Genomic DNA, 15,314 nt, shown 5'->3' on the forward strand with positions numbered 1-15,314 from the left:
TATTTATTCCTGAGGCTTTGGATCGGGTGAGTTTGCTGGCAGCACTTTGTTATTAACAATCAGTGGTGTGCCATTCTTTAGCTTCAGCTGCCCACTAGTAACTACGGTTGCTCCCTCATCGATACCTTTGAGGATAGCCACTTGATCACCGCGTGTTAAACCGGTTGTGACAAATACTTGTTGCGCCTCAAGAGCGGGCTTACCTTGCTTGTCTTTTTTGCCAGTAGGTTTAGCAATAAAGACTGTGGAGCCGTAAGGGTTGTAAGTAACCGCTGTTTGAGGCAAGGTTAAGTATTTAACCTGATCACCTACCTTAATATTTACGTTAGCAAACATTCCCGGCAGAATTTTCTTATCCGGATTAGCGAGTTGAGCCTCTACCTGAATATTTCGAGTATTGGTATCTACCTTTGGGCTAACGGCAGTTATCTTGCCTGTAAAGCTGGCATCCTTAAATGCATCGGTTGTCACCACAACTTCTTGGCCAACCTGAATTTGCTCAGCATTATTTTGTGGCAAATTGAAATCCACAAAAATAGGGTCTAAGGTTTGTAGGGTTAATAACTTATCGCCCGGATTTACATACTGGCCTGGGTTAATAGCCACAATGCCGATACGCCCGCTAAATGGCGCTTTGAGATTTTTCTTCGCTACTAGAGCAGTCTGTTGCTCCACCTGGGCTTGCTTTGATTTAGCATCTGCGGCACTGGTATCAAATACGTTTTTGCTAATTGCCTGAATTGCCAGTTGCTGTCTATCACGCTCGTTGATTACTTTCGCTAAATCTGCCATTGCTTTTAATGAATTTAATTGCGCAATATCAGAGGCATCATTTAGCTTAATAAGAAGCTCGCCTTCTTTAACATCTTGCCCCGACTTAATCGGCACTGTTTGTACCAAGCCGCCAAGTTCGGTACTGAGCTCAACACCTCTAAATGCGCGCACATTACCAACGCTAGTTAATTTAGGCTGCCACTCAGATGCTGCGACCACCATCGTGGATACGGTTGCCGGAGGCAAACCCATTCCCGCGATGAAATGCTTAATCATGAATGTCTTTAACTGATTAAAAGCAAATATCAAGCCTAGCAACAGAAATACGCCGCAGAGCATGATGATCATACGACGTTTCAACGGCTCCATAGCCATCAACTTCTCATGAGTTTTGGTGTTGCGCCATTTTTGTCCCATGCGAGACCAAAATGCTTTTGCTTTTTCCCAAAGAGCAATGGCTCTCTCACGTAATTTCCATTCAATTGCTTTGCGCTGCATCCATACCCATAAGGCAAGAATCAAGGCAACGAGCTTGTTCTTAATTTGTTCCAGAAGTTTCATTTTGATCTTTGTTCGCTATGTCTTTTGGTTTAAAAGCAGGGCCTTCACGATTCCACCAGCCGCCGCCGAGCGCTGCAAATAAAGCAGCCGTATCTGAGAAACGAGTTGCTTGTGCAGAAACTGATTTCACTTTGGCTTGTTGATACTGATTTTGGTAGTAGAGCACCGCCAAATAACTAGCAGTACCCAACTTGTACTGCTGCTGTACTAAATCCAATGTTTCATAGGCATAACGCTCTGCATCTGAGGCCGCCTTCAACGCTTGAGCGCCGGTCTCTAACGCACGTAATGCATTAGCCACTTCCTGAAATGCATTTAAGACGGTTGCTTGATATTGGAAAGCAGCTTGTTCGTAGTTCGCAATCGCGCCGCGACGTTGTGCCAATAGTTGGCCGCCTTGGAAAAGCGGTTGCAATATCCCACCACCAATTGACCAAAGAGCAGAGTTCGGCCCAAATAACGCAGCGGAAGTAAGGGCTGCAGAACCAATGGACCCGGTGATATTGAATTGCGGCAATAAATTAGCGGTAGCAACGCCCACAAAGGCATTTTGGGCCTTGAGTTGAGCCTCAGCAGCACGTACGTCAGGGCGTTGGCGCACCAGGCTGGATGGCACTGAGAGCGGTAACTTCTCAGGCAAATGCAAGTTTGCTAAATCAAATTTAGCAATATTTGCATTGCTTGGAATTTCGCCCACCAATACTGCCAACTGATTACGTGCAAATGCTAAATTTCTTTCATAGTTGAAAAGATCAACTTGAGAGCTTGAAACTAATGTGCGTTGAGATGTGACGTCTACTTTTGAAACCGTGCCAATCACTAATTGCTTCTCCGTTACTTCGGCAAGATTGGTTTGGGCCTTCAGAATTTCTTCTGTAGCTTGCATTTGCGCACGCAGGGCTGCTTCTCGTACTGCGCCTGTTACCACATTAGCAGTTAAAGAAAGATAGGCACCTTCCAATTGAAACTGCGCAACTTCAGCCTGTGCACGAGCACCCTCAACCGCGCGACGTGCCCCACCAAAGACATCCAACTTATAAGTCACATTAACTGAAGTGTTGTACAGATTGTAGGTATCTGAACCATATGGAAGTCCGTAGATAGCAGATGGTTGAAGTTGACGGGTTGCTGTACCGCCAAGACCAACAGCTGGAAAGTATTGACCGCCAATTTGTGCGTTGACATTTTCTTGAGCGGCTCGTAATGCAGCATCAGCAGCACCTAAGTTTGGATTTTGTTGGAGCGCTCTCTTAATTAAGGCATCAAGCTCTGCAGACTTATAGAGCTCCCACCATTGCGCTTCAATATCAGCGCCCTCTACAAACTCTTGTTCACTACCGCCAGGCACGCCAGGCGCAGGGGTCAGTGTCTTAGATAAAGTAGTTTCAGTATAAGAAGAAGTCTTGGGTGCCTCAGGCTGTTTAAAGTCTGGTCCAACTGCGCAAGCAGAGAGAGCTCCCGCACAAATAAGCGAAAGTAAATTCAAATGTGAGAACTGTGGAATCGACAAAAACATGAGTTGCAACAAATATCCTCTTTTACAAGAGTTATTTGAACACAAAAATGCAATCAGGGCTCCGTAAAGCCCTGATTTATCTACTGAAATTTGTTCACAACTTTAGATGAATGTCAAACGGACTGGAAATTTATTCAACAGTAACACTCTTAGCCAAATTTCTTGGCTTATCGACGTCAGTACCTCGTGCGCAAGCAGTGTGATACGCCAGCAACTGAAGTGGCACCACATGAAGAATAGGTGACAAATTGCCGTAGTGCTCCGGAAGCTTAATTACGTTGATGCCCTCACTACTAGAGATATGGGTATCTTGATCAGCAAATACATAAAGCTTGCCGCCACGTGCTTTTACTTCTTGCATATTGGATTTGAGTTTTTCTAGCAACTCATCCTTTGGAGCAACCGTAACAACAGGCATCTTCTCTGTTACTAGGGCGAGCGGCCCATGCTTCAACTCACCAGCTGGATATGCCTCTGCATGAATATAAGAAATCTCTTTGAGTTTTAAAGCGCCTTCCAATGCAATAGGGTAGTGCAAACCGCGCCCTAAGAAGAGTGCATTTTCGCATTTAGCAAAAACATCGCTCCACGCAATAATTTGTGGCTCAAGAGCTAGCACTGCATGTAAAGCTTTAGGTAGGTGACGTAGCTCACGGAGTAATTCTTTTTCTTTTTCAGCAGAAATTCTGCCAGCACGTTTTGCCAATGAAACTGCTAGCAGGTATAAGGCTAAGAGCTGTGTAGTAAATGCTTTTGTTGAAGCAACGCCAATTTCTGCGCCAGCCTTAGTTAAGAAATGCCAATCTGTTTCGCGAACCATGGCGCTACTAGCCACATTGCAAATTGCTAAAGTGAATTTATGCCCCAAGCTCTTGGCATGACGTAAAGCGGCTAGGGTATCCGCTGTTTCACCCGATTGTGAAACCACCACAATTAAAGTTCTTGGATTTGGAACGGTAGTGCGATAGCGGTACTCACTTGCAATTTCAACTTGGGTTGGAATACCTGCAATATCCTCTAACCAGTATTTAGCAACACATGCAGAGTAATAACTAGTGCCACAAGCCAAGATCAAAATTTGATCAAACGATTTCCAGTCCTCAGGGTTTGCATTAAATAATCCTGGGCCAAACTCAGCAATGTTGGCAAGCGTATCGCCAATGGCTCTAGGCTGCTCAAAAATTTCTTTTTGCATGTAATGCTGATACGGACCTAAATCAACTGAATCAGCTTGCGCAGGCATTGGCTTTAATTCTCTTTGCACTGGTTTACCATCTTGGTCAACCACATCGACACTATCTGCTTTAAGAACGGCAACATCGCCCTCCTCTAAATACATCATAGAATGCGCTCGACCAGCCAAAGCAAGCGCATCTGATGCTAAAAAGTGCTCATGAGATCCAATAGCGACAACCAAAGGAGATCCAACACGAGCGCCCACTAAGGTGCTCGGATTATCTTGTGCAATAACACCGATAGCATATGCACCATGTAATTTAGGGAGCACAGCTCTCACTGACTGAGCAATATCTTTTTGTCCGTTAGCGACATATTGCCGATGAACTAAGTGTGCAATAACTTCGGTATCCGTCTCCGAAGTAAATACATAACCAGCAGCTTTCAATTCGGCACGCAGTGACTCATAGTTCTCAATAATGCCGTTATGCACAACCGCAATCAAGTTATTGGAAACATGTGGGTGAGCATTTTGTGTATCTGGCTTGCCGTGGGTTGCCCAGCGTGTGTGCGCAATGCCAAGGGTGCCAACAAAATCTTTTCCTTGCTCAGCTAACTCAGATACGCGTGCCGTAGTGCGCGCCCGCTCAATTGGATGCTTAGCATCGTTGCCGTTGATGACTGCAAAACCGCAAGAGTCATAACCACGGTACTCCAGGCGGCGTAAGCCTTCTACTAAAACATCCACGATATTTTTATGAGAGGCTGCGCCAACAATACCGCACATTATTTTTTACCTTTTGTAGTTTTCTTAACTACTTTTTTTACTGTCTTCTTAGTTGCAGTCTTCTTTACGGTTACTTTTTTAGCTACCGATTTTTTTACAGGCGCTTTTTTAGCGGGACTCTTTTTATCTTGCTTTACTGGGCGCTGCCACTGCAGGGAAATTTGCTTTGCTCTTGATACTGTCAGTTGATTTGCTGGTGCATCCTTCGTCAAGGTGGTACCGGCACCTAATGTAGCACCACGTCCTACGCGCACCGGCGCAACTAACTGTGTATCAGAACCAATAAAGACGTCATCTTCAATAATCGTTTGATGTTTATTAACACCATCGTAATTGCAAGTAATAGTACCTGCACCAATATTGACTCTTGAGCCAACAATGGAGTCGCCAACATAAGCCAAGTGATTAGCTTTGCTATTAGCAGCAATTTTGCTGTTCTTCACTTCTACGAAGTTACCGATATGCACATCGTTTGATAAATCTGCACCAGGACGTAAACGTGCATAAGGACCAATGACAGATTGACTGCCTACTTTTGCGCCATCTATATGGCTATACGCATGAATAGCTACACTCTTACCAATAACACTATTTCGAATTACGCAATACGGCCCAATCTTTGTGCCTGCATCTAAAGTAACGCAGCCTTCAAATACGCAACCTACGTCAATTGATACATCTGTGCCGCACTCTAAAGTGCCGCGTACATCAATACGCGCAGGATCCGCAAGAGAGACTCCCGTATCCATTAATTGATTGGCAATATTGATCTGATGAACGCGCTCTAAACCAGCTAGTTGATCGCGACTATTAACTCCAACAGTTTCAAACTCATCATCAGCCTGAGTGGTGCGAATAGGCACGCCATCTTTAACTGCCATAGCAATGACATCTGTCAGGTAGTACTCGCCTTGTGCATTACTTGCACGCAAAGCCTTGAGCCACTTTTTTAAAGAGTTCGTTGGCAACACCATGATGCCAGTATTAATCTCTTGAATCTGCTTTTGCGCTAGAGTTGCGTCCTTTTCCTCAACGATCTCTTTTACCGAGCCATCAACATCACGAACGATGCGGCCATAACCAGTGGGATTGCTTAAGTTTTGTGTCAGAAGTGCAAGCGCACTATCTTGACCGCGCACACCATCCGCTAACTTTGCTAATTTGGAGAGTGTCTTTTTTGTTGTCAGTGGAACATCGCCATACAAAACTAATGTGGGCTCTTGTGTATCCAATTTTGGTAGCGCCTGCAATAAGGCATGGCCTGTGCCCTTTTGCTCAGCTTGAAGTGCAGTAACTACTTTGCTGTAATCTGAGTTTTCTTTGCTTGCATTCACTAAGAATGTTTTAACGTCTGCTGCACCATGTCCCACCACAACAACAGGGCCAGTTTTTGCTTTCTTATCCTGCAGCGAAAGTGCGGTATTGAGAACGTGCTGAAGTAGCGGTTTGCCTGCCAGTATTTGCAGGACCTTGGGCAAGGCGGATTTCATCCGCTTTCCTTGCCCAGCAGCCAATATGACGATATTCATAAAGGGGGATTATAAGACCCCTGAATCATGGTTCCACAGGCTAATTCATCTAATTCAGCCTCATCAATTGCCTTATCGCCAGCAGATCTAGCAGCAATCCCAGACAGTTCGGTAGAAATCTCCAGATTTTTGAAATCAAAAGCCTCCCCATCCATTAAATGGGACGGGACGATATGGTGCATGGAGCGAAATAAGTTCTCCACTCGACCTGGATGCTTCTTTTCCCAGTCACGGAGCATCTCCTTCATGACCTGACGCTGGAGATTAGGCTGACTGCCACACAAGTCACATGGAATGATGGGGAAGTTCATGTCGGCCGCGTAACGCTCCAGCAACTTTTCAGGAACATAGGCTAAAGGGCGAATCACAATATGTTTGCCATCATCTGAGCGTAACTTTGGTGGCATACCTTTGAGCTTACCCGCATAGAACATATTGAGCATCAACGTTTCTAAGATGTCATCACGATGATGGCCTAAAGCAATCTTGGTTGCACCCAACTCATCTGCCACGCGATACAAAATTCCACGACGCAAACGTGAGCACAATCCACAAGTAGTTTTTCCTTCGGGAATTACGCGCTTCACGATGCTGTAAGTATCTTGCTCTTCAATGTGATATTGAACGCCTAAACCCTTAAAGTAATTAGGCAATATTTCAGCAGGAAAGTTAGGCTGCTTTTGATCTAAGTTCACGGCAACGATTTCAAAATTGATTGGTGCACGTTCCCGCAACTTCATCAATATGTCGAGCATGGCATAACTATCTTTACCGCCAGATACGCATACCATCACTTTATCGCCATCTTCAATCATGCCAAAGTCGCCAATGGCTTGACCAACCAAGCGACAGAGTTTTTTCTCTAGCTTGTTTTCTTCGAAGACAACTTTACGTATATCGCCCATAACTATTGTGTTCTTTTCTAAACTCTTTTCCTAAGCGGTCTTAATGCGAAATACCTCAACACCTACCGAATGGCAATCCGGGTAGACATCGGGCTTAGCCGTGCTCACCCGTGCAGCCAATACCTTAGGGTGCAACAACATTGCTGTCACGATGTCATCACAGAAGGTTTCCTGTAAATGAATATGGCCCTGGGAGGCTCTAGCCTTAATGGTTTCACGCATAAAGTCATAATCCACCACCTCATCCAACTGGTCTTGAGTTGGCGTATTCATTGCCAAGGGAATATATAGATCTACATTAAGAATGACACGTTGTTCTGCTTTTTTCTCAAAGTCATGCACACCGATGTTGATATAGATTTCATAGTCACGTAGAAACAAACGTCGACAGTCAATAAGGGCGGGATGAGAGAGAATGGCATGCATGAATGTTTGCTTTTTAAAAAATACTTAATTGGTTTTAAACATGACATCACGTGTGGATGGCAATAAATGCTGTCCACCATCGACATATAAAGTCGTGCCAGTAATGGCATTAGACTCAGCAAGAAATACTGCTGCTTTTGCGATATCTGCTGGGGTTGAAGATTTTCCTAATGGCGTCATCTGATGCGCCTTTGTAAAACCTTCATTTGTTTGATTGCCTGATGGAAGGGAGATTCCGGGCGCCAACCCCACAACTCGAAGATGTGGAGCAAAATCCATTGCTAGCAACTCAACAGACGAGAGAAGCGCAGCCTTTGATAGCGTGTAAGACAGATAATCTGGATTGAGATTAATGAGTTTTTGATCCAGCAATTGAATGACTACTGGGACCACGTCGGATTTATTTGATTTACTCTTTTGGTACTCAAACATCAGCTGGGCTAGCAAAATTGGTGCAGCTAAATTAACCTGCATGTGAGCTTGCAAGCCTTTTCCACTTAAAGGACTATTGGAGTTAGCGCGATCGTATTCAAAGATAGATGCACTGTTAACCAAACAACTTAAATTAGGGAAGGCATTGCTAACAGCCTTAAAAAGATCTTGGGTTGCCGCTTCATCAGCCAAATCCGCCTGAAAAGCTTCAGCCTGAACCCCTAACCCACGAATTTCCTCGACAGTTTTGCTAGCTTCTTGGGCTGATCGCCCATAATGAACAGCAACATCCCAGCCCTGACGGGCAAACTGCAAAGCAATTTCTCGACCGAGGCGCTTCGCAGCGCCCGTCACCAAAACTGCCTTTACTTGCTGGGATTGGGGTGTTGAACTAGGGTTCAATTAAATTCTCTTAGACTAGCGAGCTATGGATATTACCTTGACCAGCCTTGAAACGGAGCATAGTGCGCTTCTGAAGGCCAAAATAGCCTCTCAGATCGCCTCGCAAGGCGGCTGGCTGCCCTTTTCTCGCTTTATGGAGATGGCCTTATACGAGCCCGGAATGGGCTATTACAGCGCCGGAGCCCACAAACTGGGCGCAGGCGGCGATTTCACCACTGCCCCTGAATTAAGCCCCCTTTTTGGCGCTGCTATCTGCTCAACTCTTTTACCAGTTCTTGAAGGCCTCAAAGAAAAGGGTTTGCCCACTCAAATTTTGGAGTTTGGCGCAGGCACTGGAAAGCTAGCCACATCCATACTGACTCGCCTTAATGACCTTGGCTTTCAATTGGATCATTACGACATTATTGAAATTTCGCCAGATTTAGCTGAGCGCCAACAGGAAAGAATTGGCGGCACTATTAAGCAACTCAATTTCAAAACTCAGTCCCGTTGGCTTACTGAACTACCAAAAAATTTCAAAGGGGTCATTCTTGCTAATGAAGTAATTGATGCCATTCCTTGTGATGCCATCATTTATCAAAATGGATTTTGGTATTGGCATGGCGTTTCTTTTGAAAACGAAAAACTCGTTTGGAAGACGGGCTCTCCAGTAGAGCAAAAATTACTTCCAGAAAGTTTATTAAGTAGCAACTTCTCAGAGGGATATGTCACTGAACTTCACACACCAGCAAATGCTTGGATGCGACAAGTTGCTCGGCATTTAGATGCTGGCTTATTTCTTACATTTGATTATGGATTTCCAGAAGGTGAGTACTATCACCCTCAAAGACTTGAAGGTACTCTGATGGCTCACCATCGCCATCATGCAATTCAAGATCCATTTCATCTTCCCGGTCTTTGTGACTTAACTACGCACGTTGAATGGTCTCAAATTGCTCGCAGCGCATTATCCGAAAATGCAGATGATGTCTATCTCACCAATCAGGCAGCCTACTTACTAGATGCCGGTATTGGTGATGTTGCTTTGGAGATTGGCGATCCAAGTGATCCAGAAACGTTTCTTCCAATTTCTAACTCTTTACAGAAGTTATTGTCTGAGGCAGAGATGGGCGAACTCTTTAAAGCCTTTGCATTTTCTAAAAACTTAGAAAGTTTGCTGCCAGGCTATGTACTTGAAGATCTGCCAGGTCTACGCGGCAGAAATCGGCTGTAGCTTTTCGCCTAAGCCTCTAGGGCTGTAGTGATTGCTGCCAATCTGGCAGACTCGAACGCGCTACCTATCCGCTCGCCATTGGAGCGGTCTTCAGCTGCCACGCCAGAAATAATTTCTGCGGTATTGATTGTTTGGGTGCTCCTCATTGCATTTAACAAGGGCAAGACATTCATTCCCAGATTGTCAGCAAGATTCAAAATCGCCTGCACACGATCTGGCTTGCGCCAAAGATCTGCGCGATTAAACCAAGCCAGAATATCTACTGCCTGATAGGAATGGTTAAGGCATTTATTTGCCAAAACTTTCAGGTCACTAAATATTTCTGCGAAATCTCGTACTTCGATTGGCATGCGTACACAATCGGCCCACGAGCGAATTTCCATGGCGGGTAAATCCATCAGGATAATTGCGCAACGCTCATCCAAACTATTGCCGGCACATGAGAAATGCGCAATTAACGCCTCGCGAAAAGACTCTTCGGATAACTTGGTGACCAATGTCGACGGCAATAGCGTACTAGCGGCACCCGTATTCAATAAGACCTGAAATAAATGTAAGGGCTTAGCAGCAACCATACCTCTTGCGAGTTCTTGCCAAATACGCTCAGCCGATAAGGCCTTCAATTCACCTGACTGAACAATGGCTTTTAAGGCTGCCAGAGTTTCATTGGCTACGCTAAATTCCGGGAAACGTGCTGAGAATCGAGCGATACGTAATAGACGTAATGGGTCTTCTGCAAATGCATCAGACACATGCCGAAATATTTTGGCAGCCAAATCTTCCTGGCCGTTATAAGGATCAATAATCGGACCAAACTGTTTTCCATCTGAGCCTACTTCTTGCGCCATTGCATTAATTGTTAAATCACGTCGCTCTAAATCTTGCTCCAAGGTGACGGAGGGATCGGCATAAAAATGAAATCCTTTATAGCCCTGACCAGTCTTGCGCTCAGTGCGTGCAAGCGCATATTCAGCCTGTGTCTCTGGATGCAGAAATACAGGAAAATCTTTTCCTACAGGACGATAGCCCTTAGCAATCATCTCCTCTACGCTAGAGCCGACCACAACATAATCAATGTCGTGCACAGGCAAGCCCATCAGGGTATCCCGTATAGCTCCGCCTACTGCATAGACTTTCATTACTGCATGCCTTCCAAACTACGACGACTCATTTTGAATATGTCCGTCAACGCATCAACGCCTTTTTCAGGTAACGTATTGGGCAATTGCATAGAGGCAATATTGTCACGCGACATTAGGGTTGGCCCGGGCAAAAATTCAAATGCGAGAGCCTGTAAATAGCCAACAAAGGCAGGCACCGGAATAATGGTGCAACTGGTTTTTGCCTTACGAGCCGCAAACTCAACGATTTCCTTCATCGTATAAACGGTTGGGCCGACTAAGTCATAGGACTGATGAATCGTTTGAGGCATTGATAGAGATTTCACAAAAGCAGATGCAACATCATCTACGTTCACCGGCTGAAACTGAGCCTGATGATTCGCTAAGGGCATAGCAGGAAACAACTTCGTTAACTTAGAAAATAAATTAATGAATTGATCTTGCGCTCCAAAAATGACCGATGGCCTAAAAATAGTCCAATCCAAATTGCTTGCCTTCACAGCTGCCTCGCCATCACCTTTACTACGCTGATACATAGAAGGGCCACTAGAATCAGCTCCTAATGCACTCATGTGTAAATAGCGCTTTAGGCTATGCAACTGCATCGCCGTAATAATATTTTTTGGCAAATCTACATGGGCCGCCTTGAATACTTTTCCATAAGGCTGAGCCGGTTTGTCATGTAAGACGCCAACCAAATTGATCACTGCTCCATTTGCTTTAATGCGTCCACAAAGCCCCTGTAATTCATCAAATTCATGAATATCAGCTTCTTCTACGTGAACTTTCGGCAACATACGCAATTCACGTGCCGCAGCCAAATGGCCAGTTGGAATCAATACAGAATAGCCCGCAAGCTGAAGTTGTGCTGCAATGACCCGCCCTACAAAACCATTACCACCAATCAGAAGGATGTCGTATTTCATATGAGACTTTCTTTACCCAATAAGGTAACTGCTCGTTTAAGGAAGCTCAGATTGAGTTGCAGCCTTCGGTGCAATAACACCCAATCGTTGCTTTAAAGATTGTGTCTGGCCGTTCATTACAGATGAATAGTAATTTGCATTAGAGAGTACGTTCTTCACATATACACGTGTCTCAGTAAATGGGATGGTTTCTGCAAAGATAGCGCCCTCTGTAGGGCCAGATAATTTTTCACGCCACGCCTTTGAACGTGAAGGTCCCGCGTTATATGCTGCCGAGGCCAAGACCCAAGAACCATCTAGATCTACTAGAACCATATTCAAATAGTTACTACCCAGAGTCAAATTCGTATTGGTATCGCTCAGCTTGTCATTGGTATAATTTGTCATGCCGATTTTTTTAGCGACATACTTTGCCGTATTAGGCATCACCTGCATCAAGCCGGATGCACCGACAGAGGATGAAGCATTCATAATGAAGCGCGACTCCTGACGAATCAAGCCATATGCCCAAGCAAGATTCAGATCAATTTGGCGTGCAATGGGGGATAGCTCTTCTTTAAATGGTGTTGGGTAACGCAAACTAAAGTCATGCTCTTGTTTTGTGCGGTCAGCAGTATTGACGACACGGTCATATAAGTTAATGCGCTTCGCATACTCAGCCGCAGCCAATAACTGCTTATCAGTCATATTGCGCAATTCCCAATTCCACTCGCGATTACCTTCAAAGCGCAAGTTCATGGCATATAAGCGCTCACCACGAATAAACCCTTTACGGCTCGCCATTGCGTCAATTTCTTGCTCAGTTACCTTGGTCTTGGCGGGAGCATGATTGGATTTGCCCAACTCTTCACGCGCCAGTTGACCATAAAAGTTGTATTGATCGGCAATCAACTCAAAACTATCTTTGGCTTTAGCATCCTGGCCTTCCGCTTTTAATGCGCGACCATACCAATACGTCCATGCGGGATCTTTAGCGCGCACCGCTGGATTCATGCCATCAATCGCATTCTTCACTAGAACCCAATCCTTAGCGCGTAAGCCAGCTCGTACTTTCCATTCTTGTGATTCAACTGAAAGGAGTTCGTTGTAACCAAGCTCCTGCTGGAAACGATAAGCATCATCCGCATTCGGATCTAACTTCTTAGCTAAAAACTGTCCAATAACACCCCATGCGACCGCTTGATTCTCTTTGCTGTAACGCGGTGCATTTTGAGAAAAGTCACGATAGGCTTTTGCTGGATCGGCTTTAGCGGCTTTTACAATATCTGCTATCGGATCTTCGCCGCCAAGGCGACGCGCCATGGTGTCAAAACCTCTTTCACTTGCAGCGCGACCAATTGCCTTAGCTTCACTTGGAGTCATTCCTCCGGCTGCAACTAACGATGGCACCAATTCTTGACATGCCTGCCCAAAGTAACTTGGGTCCAATAGAACCGATCGCGAATCAATTGCTAGCTTGGTTGGATTTTCGCCTTGCAATAACTTAGATAACAGGGAGTAGCACTTCACTTGTGTGTCGTCATCCAATACAAATTTTGCGTACTCTGCATCAAAGCGCGCCCAATCTCTTCGCTTGCCCAAAACCAAAAGCCAGTCATTACGCATCCGGTCTGCCAAAGCTGTACCTTGATATTGATTTAAAAAAGCAACCACTTGGGCATCAGCGCTATAGTCATTACGCGCACCGCCAGCACTATCGAATAATTGTGGCTTAATGCGGAAATAGGCTACGTAATCATCAAATGGATAATTTGCCAAAGCAGAAGAGAGTTGCTGTGTCCGAAACACATCATTCTTTTTTGCAGCCTCACGCAGATCGATAAACATCCGATCAGTATCGGTAACCTCCGCGGACGCAGCTTTGCTCTCGTAGGACTTTGGCAGGCTTGGCTTTTTAAGCTTTTCTGCAAAGCTACTAGACATGCTCAGCGCTAGGCCCAAGATCATAATCTTGGTCATCCAAAGGTGCTTGCTACTAAATATTGCGGACTTCATTCTTGCGATCTAACCCTATATGTATTTGCACGGCTGCAACCGGACAACAACTTGATTACTATATCTTCTAATTTTCGCCTGATAATGGTCGATATGCACGGTAATTCACCAAAAACTCTTCGCCAGGATTTATTAAAACAACGCAAAGAATTTGCTTTGGGGGATGGGTATGCCACTGCGGAAACAAACTTGATCGCAAATCTGAGCCAATTTTTAGCAGGGGCTGGAAAATCCATTCGATCGATAGCGCTTTATTGGCCCATTCAGAACGAAATAGATTTGCGCCCTCATTTATTGACCTGGGCGAAAAATGACAATCAATGCCGACTTGCGCTCCCATTTGCACGCCCTGATCAGCATCTTGATTTCTTTGAGTGGCAAGAGGGTGATGAATTACTTCCAAGTCAGCATGGCGTTCCTGAGCCCAGGCCAGAGAATGTTTTAAGACCACAACTCATTCCTGACTGCATCCTTATTCCTTGCGTGGGTTGGTCTAGCTCAGCGGTGGATGGCAAAGCGCAGTACTGGCGCCTGGGCTACGGCGGCGGTTACTTCGATCGGACCCTAGCGGATCTCAGACAGAAAAATCCCAAGCTTGTTTGCATTGGGATTGGATTTGATTGGCAAAAACTAGATGATTCCCAATGGGGCCCTCAAACACATGATGAGCCCCTGGATATGCTCCTAACAGAGTCTGGCTTGTACAGCTAGATTACTTCGTTAAGTCTAAGTTATCGGCAATCGCCAAAACAGCATCAGCCTGATTTAGCGAATAGAAATGGATTCCAGGTGCACCAGCAGTTAGCAGCTGATCGCACAAATCCGTGACCACCTCTTCACCAAATGCACGAATAGAGGCAATGTCATCGCCATAGGATTGAAGGCGCAAACGAATCCATCGTGGGATTTCTGCACCGCAGGCATCGGAGAATCTTAATAACTGGCTACTGTTTGTGATTGGCATGATTCCAGCAATGATGGGTTGAGTAACGCCCAAGTCATATGCCTCATCCACAAAGCGGAAGTACGCATCGCTGTTATAAAAATACTGTGTAACAGCGGAGTTCGCACCCGCTTTCATTTTTTGCACAAAGAAATCAACATCACTAGCAGGTGACTTGGCCTGAGGATGCGTCTCTGGGTAAGCAGCTACATCAATATGAAACCAATCGCCTGTCTCTGCGCGAATAAATTCTACTAATTCATTGGCATGATGAAACTCGCCATACTGGCCCATACCAGAAGGTAAGTCACCGCGCAAAGCCACAATTCGCTTTACGCCTAAGGCTTGATATTGCTTCAACATTTCGCGCACGCTTTCACGTGAGCTGCCAACACAAGATAAGTGTGGGGCAACTGCTGCACCAGCAGCATGTATGTCGCTTACCACTTTTAATGTGCCAGACTGTGTAGAGCCACCAGCGCCAAAAGTCACGGAATAAAACGCAGGCTTGAGTGTTTCACTGAAACGCTCGCGCACAAGATGTAACTTACTCTCACCTTCAGGTGTTTTTGGAGGAAAGAATTCAACGCTTAATTCCATGATTTTGG

13 protein-coding genes are annotated in these 15,314 nt (G+C 45.2%); 2 read left to right on the forward strand and 11 right to left on the reverse strand.

Annotation, left to right across the window (positions count from 1 at the left end):
- Window positions 1–3: 3 nt before the first annotated feature.
- The 7 genes from PKF022_RS09240 to PKF022_RS09270 all read right to left on the reverse strand — a co-directional run bounded on the left by PKF022_RS09240 (window position 4) and on the right by PKF022_RS09270 (window position 8,508).
- Window positions 4–1,143 (reverse strand): efflux RND transporter periplasmic adaptor subunit, encoded by a 1,140-nt coding sequence (locus PKF022_RS09240; RefSeq protein WP_216231896.1) that lies wholly within the window; start codon window positions 1,141–1,143, stop codon window positions 4–6.
- A gap of 169 nt (window positions 1,144–1,312) precedes the next feature.
- Window positions 1,313–2,851 (reverse strand): efflux transporter outer membrane subunit, encoded by a 1,539-nt coding sequence (locus PKF022_RS09245; protein WP_281777496.1) that lies wholly within the window; start codon window positions 2,849–2,851, stop codon window positions 1,313–1,315.
- Between the two features lie 130 nt (window positions 2,852–2,981).
- Window positions 2,982–4,814, reverse strand: a complete 1,833-nt coding sequence (glmS, locus tag PKF022_RS09250) for a glutamine--fructose-6-phosphate transaminase (isomerizing) (RefSeq protein ID WP_281776699.1) — start codon at window positions 4,812–4,814, stop codon at window positions 2,982–2,984.
- On the reverse strand, window positions 4,814–6,343 hold the full coding sequence (gene glmU / locus PKF022_RS09255) for a bifunctional UDP-N-acetylglucosamine diphosphorylase/glucosamine-1-phosphate N-acetyltransferase GlmU (protein WP_281776700.1): 1,530 nt from the start codon (window positions 6,341–6,343) through the stop codon (window positions 4,814–4,816). The genes glmS and glmU overlap by 1 nt, the downstream gene beginning before the upstream one ends.
- Window positions 6,340–7,248, reverse strand: a complete 909-nt coding sequence (gene ttcA, locus PKF022_RS09260; RefSeq protein ID WP_281776701.1) for a tRNA 2-thiocytidine(32) synthetase TtcA — start codon at window positions 7,246–7,248, stop codon at window positions 6,340–6,342. The genes glmU and ttcA overlap by 4 nt, the downstream gene beginning before the upstream one ends.
- 30 nt (window positions 7,249–7,278) lie before the next feature.
- The gene (locus tag PKF022_RS09265) at window positions 7,279–7,674 is read right to left on the reverse strand and encodes a dihydroneopterin aldolase (protein WP_216230998.1); all 396 of its coding nucleotides are present in this window, start codon (window positions 7,672–7,674) and stop codon (window positions 7,279–7,281) included.
- A 24-nt stretch (window positions 7,675–7,698) separates the two neighbouring features.
- Window positions 7,699–8,508, reverse strand: a complete 810-nt coding sequence (locus tag PKF022_RS09270) for an SDR family oxidoreductase (protein ID WP_281776702.1) — start codon at window positions 8,506–8,508, stop codon at window positions 7,699–7,701.
- A 25-nt stretch (window positions 8,509–8,533) separates the two neighbouring features.
- Here PKF022_RS09270 and PKF022_RS09275 point away from each other — a divergent pair, with 25 nt between their 5' ends.
- Window positions 8,534–9,721, forward strand: a complete 1,188-nt coding sequence (locus tag PKF022_RS09275) for an SAM-dependent methyltransferase (protein ID WP_281776703.1) — start codon at window positions 8,534–8,536, stop codon at window positions 9,719–9,721.
- An 8-nt stretch (window positions 9,722–9,729) separates the two neighbouring features.
- Here PKF022_RS09275 and PKF022_RS09280 read toward each other — a convergent pair whose 3' ends face one another.
- Genes PKF022_RS09280 through PKF022_RS09290 form a run of 3 tightly spaced genes read right to left on the reverse strand, consistent with a single transcriptional unit; the run spans window position 9,730 to window position 13,727 of the window.
- Entirely contained in the window at window positions 9,730–10,860 is a 1,131-nt protein-coding gene (locus tag PKF022_RS09280) for a polynucleotide adenylyltransferase (protein ID WP_281776704.1), read from the reverse strand.
- Entirely contained in the window at window positions 10,860–11,768 is a 909-nt protein-coding gene (locus PKF022_RS09285; protein ID WP_281776705.1) for a complex I NDUFA9 subunit family protein, read from the reverse strand. Before PKF022_RS09285 ends, PKF022_RS09280 begins: the two co-directional genes overlap by 1 nt.
- Before the next feature lie 36 nt (window positions 11,769–11,804).
- Window positions 11,805–13,727 (reverse strand): lytic transglycosylase domain-containing protein, encoded by a 1,923-nt coding sequence (locus tag PKF022_RS09290; protein WP_281776706.1) that lies wholly within the window; start codon window positions 13,725–13,727, stop codon window positions 11,805–11,807.
- A 129-nt stretch (window positions 13,728–13,856) separates the two neighbouring features.
- Between PKF022_RS09290 and PKF022_RS09295 the strand changes: the two genes are divergently transcribed.
- The gene (locus tag PKF022_RS09295; RefSeq protein ID WP_281776707.1) at window positions 13,857–14,474 is read left to right on the forward strand and encodes a 5-formyltetrahydrofolate cyclo-ligase; all 618 of its coding nucleotides are present in this window, start codon (window positions 13,857–13,859) and stop codon (window positions 14,472–14,474) included.
- A gap of 1 nt (window position 14,475) precedes the next feature.
- Here the strand turns inward: PKF022_RS09295 and metF are convergent, their stop codons facing one another.
- On the reverse strand, window positions 14,476–15,306 hold the full coding sequence (gene metF / locus PKF022_RS09300) for a methylenetetrahydrofolate reductase [NAD(P)H] (RefSeq protein ID WP_216231004.1): 831 nt from the start codon (window positions 15,304–15,306) through the stop codon (window positions 14,476–14,478).
- Window positions 15,307–15,314 lie beyond the last annotated feature (8 nt).

Origin of the sequence: Polynucleobacter sp. KF022, assembly GCF_027924105.1 — a bacterium.
Lineage (GTDB): Bacteria > Pseudomonadota > Gammaproteobacteria > Burkholderiales > Burkholderiaceae > Polynucleobacter.

What these genes read in the sequence shown, in the direction of transcription:
- PKF022_RS09265 (WP_216230998.1), bottom strand. Translation starts at nt 7,674, where the DNA reads ATGCATGCCATTCTCTCTCATCCCGCCCTTATTGACTGTCGACGTTTG.
- PKF022_RS09295 (WP_281776707.1), top strand. Translation starts at nt 13,857, where the DNA reads ATGCACGGTAATTCACCAAAAACTCTTCGCCAGGATTTATTAAAACAA.
- PKF022_RS09245 (WP_281777496.1), bottom strand. Translation starts at nt 2,851, where the DNA reads ATGTTTTTGTCGATTCCACAGTTCTCACATTTGAATTTACTTTCGCTT.
- PKF022_RS09240 (WP_216231896.1), bottom strand. Translation starts at nt 1,143, where the DNA reads ATGGAGCCGTTGAAACGTCGTATGATCATCATGCTCTGCGGCGTATTT.
- glmS (WP_281776699.1), bottom strand. Translation starts at nt 4,814, where the DNA reads ATGTGCGGTATTGTTGGCGCAGCCTCTCATAAAAATATCGTGGATGTT.
- PKF022_RS09280 (WP_281776704.1), bottom strand. Translation starts at nt 10,860, where the DNA reads ATGAAAGTCTATGCAGTAGGCGGAGCTATACGGGATACCCTGATGGGC.
- PKF022_RS09285 (WP_281776705.1), bottom strand. Translation starts at nt 11,768, where the DNA reads ATGAAATACGACATCCTTCTGATTGGTGGTAATGGTTTTGTAGGGCGG.
- PKF022_RS09275 (WP_281776703.1), top strand. Translation starts at nt 8,534, where the DNA reads ATGGATATTACCTTGACCAGCCTTGAAACGGAGCATAGTGCGCTTCTG.
- metF (WP_216231004.1), bottom strand. Translation starts at nt 15,306, where the DNA reads ATGGAATTAAGCGTTGAATTCTTTCCTCCAAAAACACCTGAAGGTGAG.
- PKF022_RS09290 (WP_281776706.1), bottom strand. Translation starts at nt 13,727, where the DNA reads ATGACCAAGATTATGATCTTGGGCCTAGCGCTGAGCATGTCTAGTAGC.
- glmU (WP_281776700.1), bottom strand. Translation starts at nt 6,343, where the DNA reads ATGAATATCGTCATATTGGCTGCTGGGCAAGGAAAGCGGATGAAATCC.
- ttcA (WP_281776701.1), bottom strand. Translation starts at nt 7,248, where the DNA reads ATGGGCGATATACGTAAAGTTGTCTTCGAAGAAAACAAGCTAGAGAAA.